This is a genomic window from Gluconobacter aidae, from assembly GCF_009547075.1.
Lineage (GTDB): Bacteria > Pseudomonadota > Alphaproteobacteria > Acetobacterales > Acetobacteraceae > Gluconobacter > Gluconobacter aidae.
The window spans coordinates 20,921-39,495 of sequence record NZ_WIPH01000006.1; the positions used below are offsets into that span (position 1 = coordinate 20,921).

Consider the following 18,575-nt stretch of genomic DNA (forward strand, 5'->3'; position numbering starts at 1 on the left):
GGAATGTTGATACCGCCAGGTCGCGAGTCTCTCCATCCCTTTCAGCAATAAAATGTCATAAAGATACGCAGGTGGAATGCTGTCTTTAGGGAAGAGGGAGGGGAGGGCTCTTGCTGTCCGGGATGCGCTTTCCCATCTTGGCATGATGGCCATAAAAGAATCCTCGTCCGTCCGTAATGCGACCGCAATGCCGTTGACCCAGTTCCTGCCGGAGCGGCAGCCCGCGAAGGCGAAGACCCGCAAATTCATTGTCAAATCGGATTACGAGCCGGCGGGCGATCAGCCGACGGCGATTGCGGAGCTTGTGCAGGGCGTCGAAGGCGGGGAGCGGGACCAGGTCCTGCTGGGCGTCACGGGTTCGGGCAAGACATTCAGCATGGCGAAAGTCATCGAGGCGACGCAGAAGCCGACGCTCATTCTTGCGCCGAACAAGACGCTGGCGGCGCAGCTTTACGGGGAGATGAAGCAGTTCTTCCCGGACAATGCGGTCGAGTATTTCGTGTCGTACTACGATTACTACCAGCCGGAGGCGTATGTGCCGCGGTCGGACACGTATATCGAGAAGGACAGCCAGATCAACGAACAGATCGACCGGATGCGCCATGCCGCCACGCAGGCGCTGCTGGAGCGTAATGACGTCATCATCGTGGCGTCCGTGTCGTGCATTTACGGTATCGGGTCGGTTGAGACGTATTCGAAAATGGTGGTGCGGCTTGAGGTCGGCGGGTCCATTGACCGCGACCGGCTGATCAAGGCGCTGGTGGAGTTGCAGTACCGGCGCAATGATGCGGGTTTCGAGCGCGGGACGTTTCGGGTTCGGGGCGAGCAGATCGATATTTTCCCGGTGCAGAACGAGGACCGGGCCTGGCGGGTGTCGCTGTTTGGCGACGAGATCGATCAGATCGTGGAGTTCGATCCGCTGACTGGGAACAAAACGGCGGATCTGGCGGAAATCAGCGTCTATGCGAATTCGCATTACGTGACGCCGCGTCCGACGCTCAATCAGGCGATGATCGGTATTAAGAATGAGCTTCGGCAGCGTCTGACGCAGTTTACCGAAGACGGCAAGCTGCTGGAGGCGGAACGTCTGTCGCAGCGGACCACGTTTGATCTGGAAATGATCGAGACGACGGGCGCGTGCAAGGGGATCGAGAATTACTCGCGCTATCTGTCCGGGCGTGGGCCGGGTGATCCGCCGCCGACTTTGTTTGAATATCTGCCGGAAGATGCACTGCTGATCGTGGATGAAAGTCACGTCACGGTGCCGCAGATTGGCGGGATGGAGCGCGGAGACAGGGCGCGGAAAAGCGTGCTGTCGGATTACGGGTTCCGGCTGCCGTCCTGCATCGACAACCGTCCGCTGGCCTTCGGGGAGTGGAATGCGTTCCGGCCGCAGTCGATCTTCGTCTCCGCGACGCCGGGGCCGTGGGAAATGGAACAGACGGGCGGTGTGTTTGCCGAGCAAATCATCCGTCCGACGGGGCTGATCGATCCGGTGACGGATGTGCGGCCTGTCGAGGGGCAGGTTGATGATCTGCTGCATGAATGCCGCGAGGCGATCAGCAAGGGCGGCCGTGTTCTGGTCACGACACTGACCAAGCGGATGGCCGAGGATCTGACGGATTATCTCGGGGAGGCGGGCGTCAAGGTCCGATACCTGCATTCGGATGTGGATACGCTGGAGCGGATCGAGATCATCCGTGATCTGCGGCTTGGGGCGTTTGATGTGCTGGTGGGGATCAACCTGCTGCGTGAGGGGCTGGATATTCCGGAATGTTCGGTCGTGGCCATTCTCGATGCGGACAAGGAAGGGTTCCTGCGTTCCAGGACGTCGCTGATCCAGACGATCGGACGTGCGGCGCGTAATGTTGACGGGCGCGTGCTGCTCTATGCGGACAAGATGACGGACAGTCTGAAATACGCGATCGAGGAGACGGCGCGACGTCGGGCCAAGCAGACGGAATGGAACGAGGCGCACGGGATTACGCCGATGACGGTGCGTTCGAAGATTGGCGATGCGCTGTCTTCGGTGTTTGAGCAGGATTATGTGACCGTGGCGCCGGATGGATCTGGCGATACGGAACAGTTCGTCGGCAAATCGCTGCCCGCCACGATTCAGGATCTGGAAAAGCGGATGCGGGAGGCCGCGGCCAATCTGGACTTCGAGCAGGCAGCGCGGCTGCGTGACGAGGTCAAGCGTCTGGAAGCGATCGATATGGGGCTTGAGCCGCCGCCGATTGCGAACTCGACGGCCGGGCGACCGGGCGCGCGGAAGGCTCCGAAAACGCCTGTGCCGCTGGGGCCGGGCGGGGGCGGCTACGATCCGGCGAAGAAGAAGCGTGGCCGGGGGCGCTGACATGGCTGAGAAAACGCCGCTGTCGCATTATCTGTCGCCGAAGGGGGCTGCCGTCATGCGCGCCGAGCTGAAGGAGCTGGCGCAGAAGGAACGGCCGCGCATTGTGGAGATCGTGTCCTGGGCGGCGGGAAATGGCGATCGTTCGGAGAACGCGGACTATCAGTACGGCAAGCGCCGGTTGCGGGAGATTGACCGGCGGATGCGGTTTCTGGGCAAGCGTCTGGAAAACGCGGTGATCGTCGATCCTGCCGGGCAGACGACGCGGGACCGTGTGTTTTTCGGAGCGACCGTGACGTATGTGGACGAGGATGACGTCGAGCATACCGTGACGATCCTCGGCGTGGACGAGTCCGATCTGGCGCGGGGGGAGGTCAGTCTGGTCTCACCGGTGGCGCGGGCGCTGATGCGGACGCGCGTCGGGGACGTGGCGATGTTGCAGACGCCGCGCGGTCCGGTCGAGATCGAGATCCTGAAGATTGTTTATCCTGTGGCGGTGGCGGCGAACTGAGCGCCCAGGGCAGGCGTTCGGCTGTTTCCCGCAAGGCCCTGCGGTTGGAGCCCCGTTTCAGGGCTCCGGAATCACTGAGCCGGATGAGGAGTTGGAACCGGGCGCGACCTGGGGCGGTCAGGGGCGGGAACTTCGTAGAAGAGGGATTTTGAAAAACCGGGTCATGCGGTTACAGAGGACTGGACCACTCCTCTTTCTCCCTGCCGGAGTTTTCCGATGTCCCGTTCTCTTCGCGTTGCTGTCCAGATGGATCCTCTGGAGACCGTCAATATTGATGGTGACTCCACCTTTGCGATGATGCTTGAGGCACAGGCGCGCGGCTATGAACTGTGGGTCTACCCGGTGACGACACTGAGCCTTGTCGAGGGGGAGGATAAGGGCGGACGTGTGCGGGCCCGGGCGCGGCGGGTCGAGGTGCGGCGCGAGCGCGGCAATCATGCGACGTTCGGCGAGGAGCAGGTGCTGGATCTGGGGCAGACGGATGTGATCCTGATGCGTCAGGATCCGCCGTTCGACATGGGCTATATCACCGCGACGCACATGCTGGAGCATATACATGGTGTGGGTGCAGGGCGGTCGCTGGTGGTGAACGACCCGGTCGCCGTGCGCAATGCGCCGGAGAAGCTGCTGGTGACGCATTTTCCGCATCTGATGCCGCCGACGCTCGTGACCTGGGACACGCGCGAGATCCTAGCGTTCCGGGAGAAGTATCAGGACATCATCGTCAAGCCCCTTTACGGCAATGGCGGATCGGGGATTTTCCGGATCAAGCCGGATGATGAGAACCTTGGCGCGCTGCTGGAGATGCATTTCGCACGCTCGCGTGAACCGCTCATGATCCAGCGTTACGAGCCGGCCGTGCGTCAGGGCGACAAGCGCATCATCCTGGTGGATGGCGAGGAGATCGGAGCCATCAACCGCGTTCCGGCGACGGGTGAAGCGCGGTCGAACATGCATGTGGGCGGTCGGGCCATGAGCGTGGAACTGACGCCACGGGATAGGGAAATCTGTGAGTCGATCGGGCCGTATCTGCGCGATCACGGGCTGATTTTCACGGGGATCGATGTGATCGGCAACTGGCTGACGGAAATCAACGTCACGTCGCCGACGGGTTTGCAGGAACTGGACCGTTTTGACGGGATCAACAGCGCCGGGCTGATCTGGGATGCGATCGAACGGCGTGTTCTGGCCTGAGGGGTTCGGTCAGGATTTATCGTCCTTGGGCGGGGACGTATAGCTGAACGGAAGCTGGGCTTCGGGCGTATTGTCCTCGACGGGGGCGGGGCGGTCTTTCCCGAAACGGTTGCTGAACCAGGCGATAACCTGCTGGCGGAAATACAGGAAATAGATTCCGACCCAGATGATGAAGGTGAGCCCTACGAGGGAATAGATCAGCACGGTTGTTCTCCTCGGAGCCGTTCGATGCACCGCTTTGAAACGTCTTGCGCACTGCGTGTCTTGCCAGATGCATATCCGGGAGGGCAAGAAGGTGCCAATTGAACATGTTCCGGACAGCTCCGGCCTGTTGAGGGCCGGGCGGACAAAGAAGGTCGCATATCATCATGTCCTCAACCCTTTCCCCGCGTTCGGCACTGGACGCGGAAGCCGTCAAGACGGCTTATCGCCGATGGGCCCGCGTTTATGATACTGTTTTTGGCGGTATTTCGGGGTACGGACGTAAGAGAGCAGTGGCTGCGGTCAATGCCCTGCCAGGCGAGAGGGTTCTGGAAGTCGGCGTTGGAACGGGGCTGGCGCTGCCGTCCTATTCCCGAGACAAGCGGATCACGGGAATCGATCTTTCCGAAGATATGCTGGAGCGTGCGCGCATCCGCGTTCTGCAGGATCATCTGACGAATGTGGATGACCTGCTGGAAATGGATGCGGAAGCCACGACGTTCGAGGATGACAGCTTTGATATTGCCGTTGCAATGTTCGTCGCCTCCGTCGTGCCGCATCCGGACCGCCTGCTGGCGGAACTCAAGCGGGTTGTGAAGCCGGGCGGGCATATCCTGTTCGTCAACCACTTCCTGGCGACGGGTGGTCTGCGTCTTTCGGTCGAGCGGGGCATGGCCCGCGCGTCGCGTTCGCTGGGCTGGCATCCGGATTTTGCGATTGAATCGCTGCTGCCGCCGGAAGACCTGTGCCGTGCCACGCTGACGCCGGTCCCGCCCGCGGGGCTGTTTACACTCGTGACATTGCCGCAATGCGAGAGTAAAAGCGACGCAGCAGCCCTGGTCGCCTGATCGGCGTTTGGTTCCGCACTTGTGTCGGCGCCGAGTATTCCGACGCTCGCTGCGGTATTCCTAGTTCAGGGACCGACTACGCGATCATGACTTATCAGGCCGTCGATACTGCCCCGGATACTCCCTCGGCCCGTTCCAGCCGCCGAGTCGGAACGTCTTTCATTCTGCTGGCACTTTTTGCCGGTCTGCTGGGCGGGTCGCTGGCTCTGCCAATTCTTCAGACACATCCCACGAGTGGTCAGGCGTTCTGCCACGGTATTCTCATGACGTTCTTCGTCATGTGTCCGGCAGCCCTCGGTGGTTTCGGCCAGTGGCTTCTGCCGTCCGCGCTGGGGACGGATCGGACGGTGCTTCGGGGCCTGACGATGGCGGGGTTCGGGTTCCTGTCTTCCGGTGTGGTGCTGCTTCCGGTTCTGCCGTTCGTGGCTCTGCTGCTGTGGTCAGTCGGAATCCTGGCTGTGGCGATCGACGTGATCACCACCTGCCTTGAGGGACGGACCTGCCGTTTCCGTGATATGTCGCCGCTGGCCTGGTCGCTGCTGGCGACCGCGTGCAGCGTTGTTCTGGTGGCACCGGTTCTGGCGGCGGTTGTGACGCGCGGCATGATGGACGGGATTACGACCACGGCCCTGATCGAGACGCTGCATTTGCCGGAAACCGCTCTGATGCTGACGCCTGCTCTGGGGCTGGTGGCGTCGGCGCTGCTGTCGCGTTCGTTCAATGGAGGCGCTTCCTGGACGGTGGCGCCTTATGTTTTTGGCGTCATGGGCATCGGTGGTCCGCTTCTCTGGATGGACGGGCTGTATGGCTCGCTTCCCGCTGGCGTGACGGCCAGCCTTGTTTTTGTGACGCAGATCCTGCCGTCGGTGGTGCTGATTGGTGCGCTGTGCAGGGATGTGTGGCGGCAGAAGCGGGATCTGGATGGTGCCGCGCTCTGGGCGATTGGCAGCATTCTGCTTTTCACGGCGGGATGGCTGTCTGACTGGCTGCCGGGACATTCGGGCGATCATACGGCTGTGGCGTTCGGTGGCATCATGGCGCTTTGCGGCGGGTTCTATGCCTGGGTCGAGATGCTTCTCCCCGGCCGGATCCCCGCGATGATGAGCCGGCTGCATGCCGGGCTGATGCTGGTCGGGGCGTTCTGTTCGATCGTGCCGGGCGTCATGATCTATGGTGAAGTTCTTATGGGGATCAGTCTGCTGGCCTTTGGTCTGGTCGGGCTGTTCCTGTTGAGGGAGACCGGCCGTGCCCGGGTCTCGGCATGAGCGATACGGCGACACCTTTAGTCCCTTCGGGGGTTTTTTCCGTTCCGGGCAAGGATGGCGATCCGTCCCTGCGTGAATGGCTGGCGCTCCTCAAGCCGCGCGTGATTTCGCTGGTGGTGTTTACGGGCGCTGCGGGCATGGCTGTGGCGCCGCGCTGGCCGTCCATTCCCATCGGGCTGATTACCATTCTGTGCATCTGTATCGGGGCAGGCGCCGCTGGTGCGATCAACATGTGGTATGACCGCGACATTGACGCGATCATGAAGCGGACGGTCGTGCGGCCCATTCCGGACGGGCGGATGCCGGAGCAGGCGGCGCTGGTTTATGGCGTTGTGCTGTCGGTTCTGTCGGTGGTTGTGCTGTGGCTGGCGACGAATGCGCTGGCGGCTGGCATTCTGGCGTTTTCGATCTTTTTCTACAGCGTCATCTACACGATGTGGCTCAAGCGGAGCACGCCGCAGAACATTGTGATTGGTGGGGCTGCGGGCGCGTTTCCGCCGATGATCGGCTGGGCTGCGACCATGAACTCCATGGCTGTGCTGCCGGTGGCGATGTTTGCAATCGTGTTCCTGTGGACGCCGCCGCATTTCTGGTCCCTGTCGCTTTATGCGTGCAAGGATTACGGCAAGGCAGGCATACCGATGCTGCCGGTCGTGAAGGGTGCACGCCATACGCGCTGGCAGATCCTGATCTACACGTTCATCCTTACGGCCGTTTCGCTGGTGCCGAGCTTCGTGCATGAAGTCGGGCTGACCTATACGGTTGTGACCAGTCTGCTGGATCTGGGGTTCATTCTCTGTGCGTTCCGGGTGCTGATGGACAAACAGGATGCGGAAGGGGGGAGCCTGACGAAGGACAAGCCGGCGCGGTTCGCGTTCCGCTATTCGCTGGCCTATCTGTTCCTGCTGTTCTGTGGGCTGCTGGTTGACCGGGTTCTGATCGGATGAACATGACCACTGATATTGATCTTGCCCGCAAGCGGCGGCTGAGCCGGATTACGGGGATTGTGAGCGGTGTGGTGCTGCTGGCGGTGATCTTTTACGTGATTACGCTGACGCGGCTGTAACGACCGGGATTTCGTTTGTATTGCAGGCAATAAAAAAAAGGCCCGGGGTTGTCCCGGGCCTTTTTCCGTTTTGGGGTTTGTCAGCCGGCCTGCTGGATGGCGGAGAGGATCCAGTTGCCGCGGCCATCGGCGCGAACGAAGGTCCAGAGTTCGGTCACGGTGACGGGCTCGGTGGAACTGCCGTCGATGACGTTACCCATGGAATCCGTGGTGACGTCCGTCATGGAGTAGCGCATGGCGACCGTGGCGTAGGTCAGGTTGCCTTCGCGCCAGGCTTCGGAGAGGTCGCCGCGCTGGAACTGGACGTTGGAGACGATGTTTCGGGCGCCACGGCTGGCGAGATCGGAAAGCTGGGCGTTGAAATAGCCCGTCATTTCCGGGGTCGCCATGCTGGCGAGGGCGCGCATGTTCTGTGCGCTCCAGGCCGCCTGGATGTCGAGCAGAAGGCGCTGGAAGCTCAGATAGTCGTCACTGGTCAGCGTCACGGGCGTGCTGCCACCTGCGTTGCCGAAGGGGGTTGCACCTGCGGAAGAGGGCATACCCATCGGGCTGCGCTGGCCACGGTTCCCGAACATGCGCAGGACGAAGGCGATCAGCCCGCCGATGATGAGGACCTGTAGCAGGAAGCCGAAGAACGACGTGCCGCCGGTCATGCCGCCCATGAAGCCGTGTCCGCTCAGCAGACCGAACAGGCCTGCGCCCAGGAAGCCGCCTGCAAAGCCGCTCAGGAACGGATGGCGGACCGGGTAGGACGGTCTGTAGGCCGGAGCGCCGAAGCCGGGCATCGGGCGGGCCGGAGAGGCATAGCCCGATGAGCCGTAACCGGGCGACGGGCGCGGGGTTGCGGACTGGTCCATCGGGCGGGCCCAGCCGGGCGTGATGGAGGTGCGCGGCGGGGCGCTCCAGGTGTGGGAGCCGCGGCTTCCGATGGAGCTGCCGCCGCCCGGGCGCGCATCCGCTGTTCCCAGCGCGCCGAGGCTGACAGCGCAGAGGAGGGCGAAGGCGGTCGTAGAAAGTCGGAATTTACGCATCAAAGTCCTGCAATGTTCATGCCGTCGATCCGGATACTCGGCGCATTAACGCTCTGCCGGAACATTAGATCACTGCCCGGAATCATGCGGGCAAACATGTCTTTCAGGTTGCCCGCGACCGTGAGTTCGGCGACGGGTTCGGCAATTTCGCCGTTGCGGATCATGAAGCCCGAAGCGCCACGGCTGTAATCGCCGGTCAGCATGTTGACCGACGAGCCCATGAGTTCGGTGATCAGGATCCCTTCACTGATATCGGAACGCAGGGCCTCGGAAGAAAGGGGTCCGGGTGCGAGATGAAGATTTGTCACACTCGGGGAGGGCGGTGAGGCGACGCCGCGGCTCGCGCGGCCGTTGGTGGGCATGTTGAGCTGGCGGCCGCTGCGGGAGTCGAGGAGCCAGGTCTGGAGGATGCCGTCCGCGATCAGGTCCATCGGCAGGGCGGCACAGCCTTCGGCATCGAAGGGGCGGGAGGCTGCGCCCCGGATGCGGCGCGGATCGTCATGGACGGTCAGGCCGGCGGAGAGGATCTGTTTGCCGAGGCTGTCCTTGAGGAAGGACGTTCCGCGCGCGATGGCGGCACCATTGATGGCCCCGACCAGATGGCCGAGCAGGGTGCTGGAGACGCGCGGGTCGTAGATGACGCTGTAGGTGCCGGTGCGGGGGCGGCCGGGATTGACGCGGGCGAGGACGCGCTCTGCGGCTTCACGGCCGATGACGGTCGGGCTTTCGAGGTCTTCGAGATGCACGGCGCTGCGATAAGCGTAGTCGCGCTGCATCGTGGCACCTTCGCCGGCGAGGACGCTGGCGCTGGTGGAATGTCCGGTGCGGCTGTAGGCGCCGAAGAAGCCGGCGGAGGTGCCGAGCATCACGGAAGTGCGGCCGTGTCCGGCGGAGGCACCGTTGGTGTTGGTGATGCCTTCAAAGGACAGGGCGGTGTCTTCGGCTTCGCGGGCGCGGGCGAGGAGGTCGTCCATGCTCGGGGCGGAGCTGCATTCGAGGTCCAGTCCGGCGGCGTCGAAACGGCCCTGAAGGGCGGCTTCGGCGAGGCCGGCATACTGGTCTTCGGGGACCACGAGGGCCATGGCGCAGGCCTGCTCGGCCAGACGGTCGAATTCGACCTCGTTCAGAACGCTTGTCGAAACCGTGGCTGCCCGCTTGCCGCGGAAGACGCGCAGGCCGAGGGCGACGCTCTCGGAGCGCTCGATGCCTTCGGGGACGCCCTTGCGGACGAGCGCGGACTCGGACTCGTCGCGAACGAGAATGGCGTCCGCATGGTCCGCGCCATGACGGCGGGCTGCGGCGAGGAGGGCTTCGACGGGCGTTGTGGTCATGCGGCGAGCCTTGCTGTGATGTCCTCGAGCGAGGGCATGTTGTCGATGGGGCCGATGGCGGTGAAGGTCGGCGTACCGGAGAAGATGGTCCGGGCGACGCGCAGGATGTCCTCTTCCGTCACCGCGTCGATCTTGCCGACCGTTTCGGCCGTGGGGACAGGGCGGTTATGGACCTGGATCTGGCGGGCGAGCTGTTCGCAGCGGCTGCCGGTGCTTTCCAGAGACATCAGGAGCGAGGATTTGAGCTGGGCGCGGGCGCGGGACAGCTCTTCCGCGCTCAGGCCGTCCTGCAGGCGCTTGAGTTCGTCGATCATGACGGGGACGAGCTCGGCGGTCTGTTCCTCGCCCGTGCCGGCATAGAGGCCGAACAGACCGCTGTCGCTGAAGGGAGAGGCGAAGGAATAGACGCTGTAGACCAGACCGCGGCGCTCGCGGATTTCTTGGAACAGGCGCGAGGACATGCCGCCGCCGAGAAGCGTCGAGAGGATCATGACCGCGTAATGATCGGGGTGCATGTAGCTGACCGAGGGGAAGCCCATGACAAGGTGGGCCTGATCCAGTTCGCGGGTCGTGCGGAGTTCTCCGCCCTCATAGGACGCGGCGCGGGGGCGGGGCGTCTGATGGGTGGGGAGGTCGCGGAAGTGTTCTTTCACCAGATCGACGACCTGCTGGTGGTGCAGGTTTCCGGCGGCGGCGATGGTGATGTTGTGGGTCGTGTAATGCTCGCGCATGTAGGACATGAGCGTGTCGCGTGTCATGGTCGAGACGCGTTCTTCCGAGCCCAGTGTGGGGCGGCCCATGGGCTGTTCGGGGAAGGCGCGTTCCTGGAACTGGTCGAAGATAATGTCGTCGGGCGTGTCGTTGGCCTGACCGATTTCCTGAAGGATCACGCCGCGTTCGCGCTCGATTTCGGCGTCCAGAAATGTGCTGTGGGTCAGGATGTCGCCGATGATGTCCACGCCGAGGGCGAGGTCGTTCTTCAGCAGTTTGACGTAATAGGCTGTGGTTTCGCGGGCGGTGTAGGCGTTGATGTAGCCGCCGACATTCTCGATCTCCTCGGCGATGCGGGAGGCGGAGCGGCGCTCGGTGCCCTTGAAGGCCATATGTTCGAGGAAATGGGAGACGCCGTTGTTGTCGGCGGTCTCGTCGCGCGTGCCGATGGAGACATAGGCTCCGAAGGAGACGGTTTCGACGCGGTCCATCCGTTCGGTGATGATGGTCAGGCCGTTATCGAGTCTGGTGACTTCAATCGTATCGGGCATGAGGTTCCGTATTGTCGAAGGAAGGCAGGCTCCCCGGTTGGGGAGCCTGTGTTGGACGATCAGCCGCGCTTGATATGGGCGCGGACGGCGTCCTGAAGGCCGGCAATCTGGCTGTCCATGCACTCGTAGCGCTCGGTGCGCTCGAACAGGTCGGACAGGTGCGGCGGGAGTTTGGGGTGGATGCCGGTGGCGGCGATCACGGCGTCCGGGAACTTGGCCGGGTGGGCCGTGGCGGCCGCGACCATGGGAATGCCGGGTTCCTGGAAACGCTTGCCGACGGCGAGGCCGATCGCGCTGTGGGGGTCCGCGAGATAGAGGCTCTCGTTATAGAACAGGCGCATGGCTTCGCTGGTCTGTTCGTCGGTGAGGGTCATGCCCTCGAACACCTCTTTCATGCGGGTCCAGGCATCGTGCGGGACGGCCATGCGGCCGGTCTCGCGGAACTCGCGCATGATGGCGGCGCAGCGGGTGGAATTGCGGTCCAGCAGTTCGAACAGCAGGCGCTCGAAGTTGGACGAGACCTGAATGTCCATCGAGGGCGACAGGCTGGGTTCGACCCTTCGCACGCTCATGTCGTTGTCGATGACGAAACGGGTGAGGATGTCGTTGCGGTTGGAGCCGATGCAGAGCTTCTTGATGGGCAGGCCCATCTGCTTTGCGGCCCAGGCCGCGAGGACGTTGCCGAAATTGCCGGTGGGGACCGAGAAGGAAACTTCGCGGTCTGGCGCGCCGAGGGCGAGGGCCGCGCGGACGTAATACGGAATCTGGGCTGCGATGCGGGCCCAGTTGATTGAATTGACGGCCGAAAGCGAGACCTCGTCACGGAAGGCGTGGTCGGCGAACATCGCCTTGACCAGATCCTGACAGGTATCGAAATCGCCTTCGACGGCGATGTTGAGGATGTTGTCGTCCTGAACGGTCGTCATCTGGCGGCGCTGGACGTCCGAGGTGCGGCCCCTGGGGTGCAGGATGACGACGGACAGGCGCTCGCGGCCACGGCAGGCCTCGATGGCGGCCGAACCCGTGTCGCCGGAGGTTGCGCCGACGATCGTGACGTGGCGGTTGCGCTGGGTCAGGACGTGATCGAACAGGCGGCCGAGCATCTGCATCGCCATGTCCTTGAAGGCGAGCGTCGGACCGTGAAACAGTTCGAGGGAGTACAGGTCCTGTTCGACCTCGACCAGCGGGACGATGGCGGCGTGATCGAAATCCGCATAGGCGTCCCGGGTCATGTCGCGGAGGGTGTCGACGTCGATCGCGCCTTCGGTGAAGAGGGCGATGACTTCTGCGGCGAGGTCCGGATAGGAGAGCGTGCGCCACTCGCGCAGGGTCTGCGGACTGATCTTCGGCCAGCTCTCCGGCATGTAGAGACCGCCGTCTCCCGCAAGGCCGGCGAGAAGGATGTCAGAGAAGTTCGGGGCGTCGGCGGTCAGCTCGCCGCGGGTCGATCGGTAGCGCATGGGGGAATTTATATCACGTCCTGTCAGGGCAAGGCGATGCGAAGAATGTGGGTTGTGCCATCTTCCGTGGCCAGAACGGCCATCTGGTGGATGTCGGAGACGGCGGGCGCGCCTGCATCGAAGAGGCGCTGGTCACGGAGGATCCGCAGCGGGATACGGTCGCTGCCGAATTTCAGGATGCTGCCGACGGTGATGTCGGACAGGTAGAAGGTGTCATCCGGGGTCAGGGTCGCGCCCCCGAGGCTGGGGGTTGTCCGCCATTCGGTGATGCCGTCGAGCTGTTCGACGGCGGTGAAGGTCGTGTCGGTCAGCAGGGCAGTTGCGATGCGGGACATGGGGCCGCAGGCGGGCTGGTAGAAGAGCCACTGGCCTTTCGCATCCAGCATGAGGAAGCGCACATTGCCACCGGTCAGGGGGTGTCCATCCGTCCCCATGCGGGGCTGGTTGTTGCGCAGGAGCGGGTGGCGGCCGGTGAGAGACATGTCGTAGGGCAGGAAGCGGCTGGCCTTGCCGGTCTGGATGTTCGCCACGACGAGTGCGGGTTTGCCTTCATCGGCCAGATAGGCGTGTGTATCGTGGACCTGAAGGGCGATCAGGTTGCTGCCCTGCACCGTGGCACCGCTCAGGGGGATGCGGGACTGAGCCGATCCGTCCTGCGACATCCGGATGAGGACGGGCTGTGCGTCAGCGGTCAGACCCCAGAGATCAGCGCCGGACCGGGTCAGTGCGACCAGACGGTCAGTGGGCTGATTGGGGCCGGGAAGAGGAGAAACCGTATTGGTGGCGTCGATCCGGACAGGATGTCCGTTGGCGTCGAGGGCCAGATAGGTCCCGTTTTCGGCGGTGAGCAGTGTTGTGGGCTGTAGGCCCGGGAGCGTTGCGTCTGCTGTGATGGACGCCTGAACGGGGGCGTCCTGCCAGGGATGATCCGCTCTGGCGGGGGTGGCCATGACGGCCAGAGCCACAAGACCGGTAGCGGCGGCGACGTGCAGGAGACGGGTTTTCATGCCTCTGACATCGCCCTGCCAGCCGTGTTTGGCAAGTCAGAAGTGGTCTGAACGGGCCATCAGATCAGGAGTGGGATTCTTTTTTGGTCTTGTCTTTTGCGCGGTCAAGGCGGGTTTCCACGGTTTTGGACATACGGTCGACCACGTGGGGCGAGGGCTTGGGGTTGGACAGCCAGGGCGAGAGTTCGTGCTCGACGGGGAAGAGGACGGCGGCATGCATCAGGAGTGCGGCTTCGACGGTCAGGCACTCGATCGACCATCGGTTGTCAGGCATGCGGGAGATGTAATGGCCTGAGGCAGTCCGCCGCACTTCGATGGGAAATGTCCGGGTGGTTATTCCCTGTCGGACCGTCGCGTACACCAGACCGGGAACCGGACCTGTTCTCTGTTCAAGATGCATCGTCTGAAAACCTCTGACACGGTACCTAGATTAACGGTTTTGACCAAATAACTGTGAAAACTTCGTTAACGCCTGTCTATCTGGATTTTGTGGCATTTTCGGAGCACGAAGAGTTGATGATGCCTTTGTTTTCTGTCGATCCGACCGAAGCCGCCTTTGCCCGTTTCCGTGCTGGAGACCTCGCCGGGGCGGAAGAAGATTTTCGTAACATCCTGTTCCGGCAGCCAGGGCAGCCCGATGCCCTGCATGGGATGGCCTGTCTGGCGCGTGCGCGCGGACAGGATGCTACAGCTATCGCGCTGGTGGGGCGGGCGTTGCAGAAAAATGGCGTTTCTCCGGATCGGAAGGCCCGGATGCATATCACGCTGGGGCTTGCGCTTATAGCTCAGGGACATGTTGAAGCGGGGCGCGCGGCCCTGAGTGTAGCGGTGATTCTGCAGCCTTCCGATCCGCGTGCGCATGCGGCTCTGGGCGAGGCTTTTGAAAGGCTGGGACGTCGGGACGAGGCCCGTGCGACGCTGGAAAAAGCGGCGGTTCTTTCAGCGGATGACAGTTTCGTGAGAACGCGGCTTGGAGGACTGTTTCTTGAGGACGGGTTGTTTGAGCAGGCGATCGGACAGTTCCGGAAAGTCGTGAATCGCAGGCCGCAGGATGGGCGCGCGCTGGCCAATCTGGGGGCGGCGTTATTTGCATGCAATGCGTTCGACGAAGCGGCGACAGTTCTGTCGCAGGCCTGTGAGCGGGGAGTGCGAACTGCGGAGACGCTCAACAGTCTGGGGCTGGTGGAGATGGCGCTGGGCGATCTTCACGCGGCCTGTGAGACGTTGCGGGAAGCCCTGCAACTCCGGCCTTCGGATGGGCGGATTGCCAACAGTCTGGGGACGGTGCTGATGGAAATCGGGCGTCTGGAAGAGGCCGAGGCGCTTTTCGGGGCAATCGTGCTGCGCGAGCGTGGAGAGGAGGCGGAGCGGGCGCGCTTCAACCGGGCGACCATTCTGCTGGGGCAGGGACGGTTTGCGGAAGGATGGCGGGATTTTGAGAGTCGCCGGTCGCTGCTGCGTCTGGCATCGGATGCGCCGCAATGGGATGAATGGGATGGTTCGGCGGGAGATGAGCCTGTGGCCGTTGTGGGCGAGCAGGGTCTGGGCGATGAGGTGCAGTTTCTGCGGTTTCTGACGGAAGCGGCCAAGCGGCGACCGTTGCGGCTGAGATTCCGGGCAGCGGCGCTGGCGGATTTGATGCCGGAGCTGGATCAGGGGAGGATCTTGCTAGCGGACGGGCCGGTGGCGGCTGAGGTCAGTCTGCTGAGTCTGCCGGCTGTGCTGGGGATGGATGATGTGCCGTCAACGGAGCCGTATCTGGCGGTTTCGGAAAAGCCGGAGGCGGGGCGGATTGGGGTCTGCTGGTCGGGGAATCCGTCCTATCGGTTTGATCGCAGGCGGTCGGTTCCGGTGGAGTGTCTGGATGTGTTGCGGCAGGTGAACGGCGTGCACTTTGTGGCACTTCAGCGCGGCGAGGCGCCGGACTGGATGGAGCGGGTTCCGCTTGAAACGCCTGTGGATCTGGCGCGGGAAATGGGGCGGTGCGCGCTTGTGATTAGCGTGGACACGCTGGTGGCGCATATGGCGGGTGCGCTGGGGCGGCCGTTATGGCTGCTCAACCGTGAGGGTGGAGACTGGCGGTGGAAGGATGTGGACTGGTACGGAACTGTCCGGCAGTTCCGGCCACCCGCTGGCGCGACGGTTGCCGCAGGATGGAAGACGGTACTGCGGGACGTTGTGGGAGCGCTCAGTTCGCGGGCGCTGCGACCGGAGAGCTTGTGAGGGAGGCGAGCAGGGTTTCGCGCAGGCGGGCGAGGCGGACCGGATCGGTGATCTTCATGCCCAGCAGGTCCCGCACGTAGAACACGTCCACGGCGCGCATGCCGTAGGTCGTGATATGGGCCGAGGAAATCTGGAGTGACGCGCTGCTGAGGGCGGATGTGACGTCGTGCAGCAGGCCGGGGCGGTCGCGGCCATTGACTTCGATGACGGTGTGACGGTCCGATGCCGTGTTGTCGATGACGACGCGGGGTGGGACGTGGATCGCGCGCATCCGTCGCGAGGTGCTGTGATGGCTGGCGTCCTCGATGCCCTTGCGGATGTCGAGACGGCCCGAAAGCGCCTGTTCCACGAGATGGTTGAGGCGGCCGAGCTGGTGCGGTTCCTCGAAGGAGCAGCCTTCGCCGTCCTGCACCCAGAAGGTGTCGAGCGCCATGCCGTCGCTGAGTGTGTGGATTCGGGCGTCCACGATGGAGGCGCCTGCGACGGCGAGGGCGCCTGCGATCTGGGAGAACAGGCCCGGATGGTCAGCGCAGAGAACGGTGAGTTCGGTGACGCCGCGTTCGGGGATCGGGTAGGCTTCGACCGTGACGGGTGAGCGGTAGCGATCCGAATCGTGGACCATGCGGGCGTGGCGCATCTGGGTGTCGGTATCGAAGCCGAGCCAGTAGCTGGGGTAGCCGAGGTCCAGAAAGCGGTCGATGCTGCTTTCGGGCAGTGTGCCGGTGAGGCCGTCCCGGGCGAGTTCGCGGGCGTGGTTGACGCGGCTGTCGCGTTCGGTGGCGGCCAGTCCGCCTTCCAGCACCTCGGCGACACGGGAGAAAAGCTCGCGCAGGAGGGTGGCTTTCCAGGCATTCCAGACCTTCGGGCTGACGGCACGTATGTCGGCGATGGTGAGGAGCAGGAGGAGGCGCAGACGTTCGGGGGACTGGATGGTGTCGGCGAGGTCGAGGATCGTGCGGGGATCGTCGATGTCGCGGGTGAAGGCGGTCTGGGAGAGCAGGAGATGATGCAGGACCAGCCAGGAGACGGTATCGGTTTCTTCGGGATCAAGGCCAAGCTGCGGACAGATCGTGAGCGCGAGGTCGGCGCCGATTTCGGAATGGTCGCCGCCGCGTCCCTTGCCGATATCGTGCAGCAAAACGGCGGCGTAGAGCGCACGGCGGGAGCGGAGGTCGCTGGCCAGTGTGTAGGCCAGGGGGATCTCGTCCGCCATGCGTCCGGCTTCGATCTGACCCATCATGCGCACGGCTTCGACGATGTGCTCATCAACCGTATAGATATGATAGCTGTCGAACTGCATCTGCCCGACAACGCGGGACCAGTCCGGTAGGAGACGGCCGAGAAGGCCGGTTTCGTTCAGGATCGGGAGCCAGAACGGAACAGCTTTGGTTTCGTCTGCACTCGGTTCGCAGAGCAGATCCAGAAAGATTTTCGCGGTTTCGGGATCGTCGCGCAGGGCAACGGCGTGGCGTTCGTTGCGGATAATCTGCTGCATCGCGATGGGATGCAGGGGCAGGTCGTGGCGGCGGCCGCAGTCGAGCAGGCGGAACATCTCGCGGGGCTGCGACGCGAAGGTCACGGGCTCGATGGGGGAGATGCGGCCGGCAATGGTCTGGAACTCTTCGGGGCCGGGGACGATTTTGGGCGGCTCGCCGGTGGTCTGGTCCTGAAGATGCATCAGCACAACGGGTTGCAGCACGCTGGTGAGGCGCACGACATCACGGGCCGTCAGGAAATAGTGCCGCATGAATCGCTCGACGCCGCGCTGGCGGCCGTGCGTGGCATAGCCCATGCGACCGCCGATGACGGGTTGGACGTCGAAGGTCAGTCGTTCCTCTGCGCGACCGGTGATGTAGTGCAGGTGCAGGCGGACCGTCCACAGGAAGTCCCATGAGCGGCGGGCGCGCAGAGATTCGCGGTCTGTCAGCAGGCCGAAGGAGGCGAAGGACGGTGTCTGTGGGGCTTCGGCGGGCTGGCCATTGCGGTCCGGGGTGGAGACGGCGCAACCCAAGGCGGCACGGCCCATCCAGTTCAGGGTTTGCAGGTCGCGCAGGCCGCCGCGGCCTTCCTTGATATTAGGTTCGACCATGTAAGGATTGTCGCCAAATCGGCGGTGACGCTGTTCGCGTTCGGCGATCTTGCCCATGACGAACTCGCAGAGCCGATCGTTTTGCAGATCGATGCCCAGGGCGCAGCGCAGATCGCGGGCGAGGCCGCGATCACCGTACAGGAAGCGCAGATCGAGAAGGGCGGTGCGGATGGTGAGGTCGCTGTCGGCGTCGCGGACGCATTCGGCGATGGAGCGTGTGGCATGGCCGACGCGCAGGCCGAGATCCCACAAAGCGTAAAGGATGAACTCGATCCGGGCGGTCATGGCCGGGGTCGGGTCACCGGGGATCAGGAAGAGGATGTCGATATCGCTGAAGGGAGCGAGAAGTCCTGCACCGTACCCGCCGGTGGCGCAGAGACAGAGGGTCTCGCCGGGAGCATCGTGTTTCTGTGCGGCGAGTTCGGCCAGCGCGCAGACTATGTCGTCGGCCTGGTGGGCGAGGGCGCGGGCGGCGTCGATTCCCGACATTCTGCGCTTTTCGAACTCGTGACGGACAGTGGCGTTACCGCTACCGAGATGCCGCCGCAGGATCGAGAGGACGTTCTCGCGGGTCGTCTGCCCTTGTTCCGCAGCCGCATCGAGAGCGGTTTGCAGGGAGGATGCCGGGTCGCACGAGGGGGGGGCGGTTCGGTCAGACAGGGGCTTATCCGTATCGTCAGCGAAGGAAAGGGAGGGAGTTTCGCCCCAGAAAGAGCTTTCTTTCAAGTGCCGTT

General features: G+C 63.4%; 15 protein-coding genes. 7 read left to right on the forward strand and 8 right to left on the reverse strand.

The genetic code is table 11. The features are described from left to right. Window positions 1–145 precede the first annotated feature (145 nt). The 3 genes from uvrB (at window position 146) to gshB (ending at window position 4,058) form a co-directional block, all read left to right on the forward strand. Window positions 146–2,356 carry an excinuclease ABC subunit UvrB gene (gene uvrB, locus GFJ39_RS04310; RefSeq protein ID WP_407645863.1) on the forward strand — a complete coding sequence of 737 codons (2,211 nt, stop codon included), beginning with the start codon at window positions 146–148 and terminating at the stop codon, window positions 2,354–2,356. A 1-nt stretch (window position 2,357) separates the two neighbouring features. Then, window positions 2,358–2,864, forward strand: a complete 507-nt coding sequence (gene greB, locus GFJ39_RS04315) for a transcription elongation factor GreB (RefSeq protein ID WP_153430152.1) — start codon at window positions 2,358–2,360, stop codon at window positions 2,862–2,864. A 216-nt stretch (window positions 2,865–3,080) separates the two neighbouring features. Continuing rightward, window positions 3,081–4,058, forward strand: a complete 978-nt coding sequence (gshB, locus tag GFJ39_RS04320) for a glutathione synthase (protein WP_153430154.1) — start codon at window positions 3,081–3,083, stop codon at window positions 4,056–4,058. A gap of 9 nt (window positions 4,059–4,067) precedes the next feature. Here gshB and GFJ39_RS04325 read toward each other — a convergent pair whose 3' ends face one another. Further along, window positions 4,068–4,262 carry a hypothetical protein gene (locus GFJ39_RS04325; protein ID WP_153430156.1) on the reverse strand — a complete coding sequence of 65 codons (195 nt, stop codon included), beginning with the start codon at window positions 4,260–4,262 and terminating at the stop codon, window positions 4,068–4,070. A gap of 164 nt (window positions 4,263–4,426) precedes the next feature. On the opposite strand from GFJ39_RS04325, the gene GFJ39_RS04330 reads away from it, so the two are divergent. From GFJ39_RS04330 to GFJ39_RS04340, 3 genes are all read left to right on the forward strand, one after another. Then, complete coding sequence (locus GFJ39_RS04330) at window positions 4,427–5,107, forward strand: class I SAM-dependent methyltransferase (RefSeq protein WP_153430158.1); 681 nt, start codon at window positions 4,427–4,429, stop codon at window positions 5,105–5,107. A gap of 86 nt (window positions 5,108–5,193) precedes the next feature. Continuing rightward, entirely contained in the window at window positions 5,194–6,372 is a 1,179-nt protein-coding gene (locus tag GFJ39_RS04335; RefSeq protein ID WP_153430160.1) for a cbb3-type cytochrome c oxidase subunit I, read from the forward strand. Continuing rightward, window positions 6,369–7,319: a heme o synthase gene (locus GFJ39_RS04340; protein WP_153430162.1), complete on the forward strand. Its 951-nt coding sequence runs from the start codon at window positions 6,369–6,371 to the stop codon at window positions 7,317–7,319. Before GFJ39_RS04335 ends, GFJ39_RS04340 begins: the two co-directional genes overlap by 4 nt. A gap of 199 nt (window positions 7,320–7,518) precedes the next feature. Here the strand turns inward: GFJ39_RS04340 and GFJ39_RS04345 are convergent, their stop codons facing one another. From GFJ39_RS04345 to GFJ39_RS14180, 6 genes are all read right to left on the reverse strand, one after another. After that, window positions 7,519–8,469, reverse strand: a complete 951-nt coding sequence (locus GFJ39_RS04345; RefSeq protein WP_153430164.1) for a Tim44 domain-containing protein — start codon at window positions 8,467–8,469, stop codon at window positions 7,519–7,521. Further along, a complete protein-coding gene (locus tag GFJ39_RS04350) occupies window positions 8,469–9,800 on the reverse strand; it encodes a TldD/PmbA family protein (protein ID WP_153430166.1) in 1,332 nt (443 codons plus the stop codon). The genes GFJ39_RS04345 and GFJ39_RS04350 overlap by 1 nt, the downstream gene beginning before the upstream one ends. Further along, entirely contained in the window at window positions 9,797–11,062 is a 1,266-nt protein-coding gene (locus GFJ39_RS04355; protein ID WP_062446664.1) for a M16 family metallopeptidase, read from the reverse strand. Before GFJ39_RS04355 ends, GFJ39_RS04350 begins: the two co-directional genes overlap by 4 nt. A 59-nt stretch (window positions 11,063–11,121) precedes the next feature. After that, complete coding sequence (gene thrC, locus GFJ39_RS04360; RefSeq protein ID WP_153430168.1) at window positions 11,122–12,522, reverse strand: threonine synthase; 1,401 nt, start codon at window positions 12,520–12,522, stop codon at window positions 11,122–11,124. Window positions 12,523–12,545: 23 nt separating this feature from the next. Then, window positions 12,546–13,529, reverse strand: coding sequence for a hypothetical protein (locus GFJ39_RS04365; RefSeq protein WP_153430170.1), 984 nt, complete (start codon window positions 13,527–13,529; stop codon window positions 12,546–12,548). Between the two features lie 64 nt (window positions 13,530–13,593). Then, window positions 13,594–13,803 (reverse strand): hypothetical protein, encoded by a 210-nt coding sequence (locus tag GFJ39_RS14180; protein WP_228391791.1) that lies wholly within the window; start codon window positions 13,801–13,803, stop codon window positions 13,594–13,596. Between the two features lie 242 nt (window positions 13,804–14,045). Here GFJ39_RS14180 and GFJ39_RS04375 point away from each other — a divergent pair, with 242 nt between their 5' ends. Next, entirely contained in the window at window positions 14,046–15,752 is a 1,707-nt protein-coding gene (locus GFJ39_RS04375; RefSeq protein WP_153430175.1) for a tetratricopeptide repeat protein, read from the forward strand. On the opposite strand, the gene GFJ39_RS04380 is transcribed toward GFJ39_RS04375, so the two are convergent. Next, window positions 15,718–18,567: a [protein-PII] uridylyltransferase gene (locus GFJ39_RS04380; protein WP_153430178.1), complete on the reverse strand. Its 2,850-nt coding sequence runs from the start codon at window positions 18,565–18,567 to the stop codon at window positions 15,718–15,720. The genes GFJ39_RS04375 and GFJ39_RS04380 overlap by 35 nt on opposite strands. Between the last annotated feature and the right edge of the window lie 8 nt (window positions 18,568–18,575).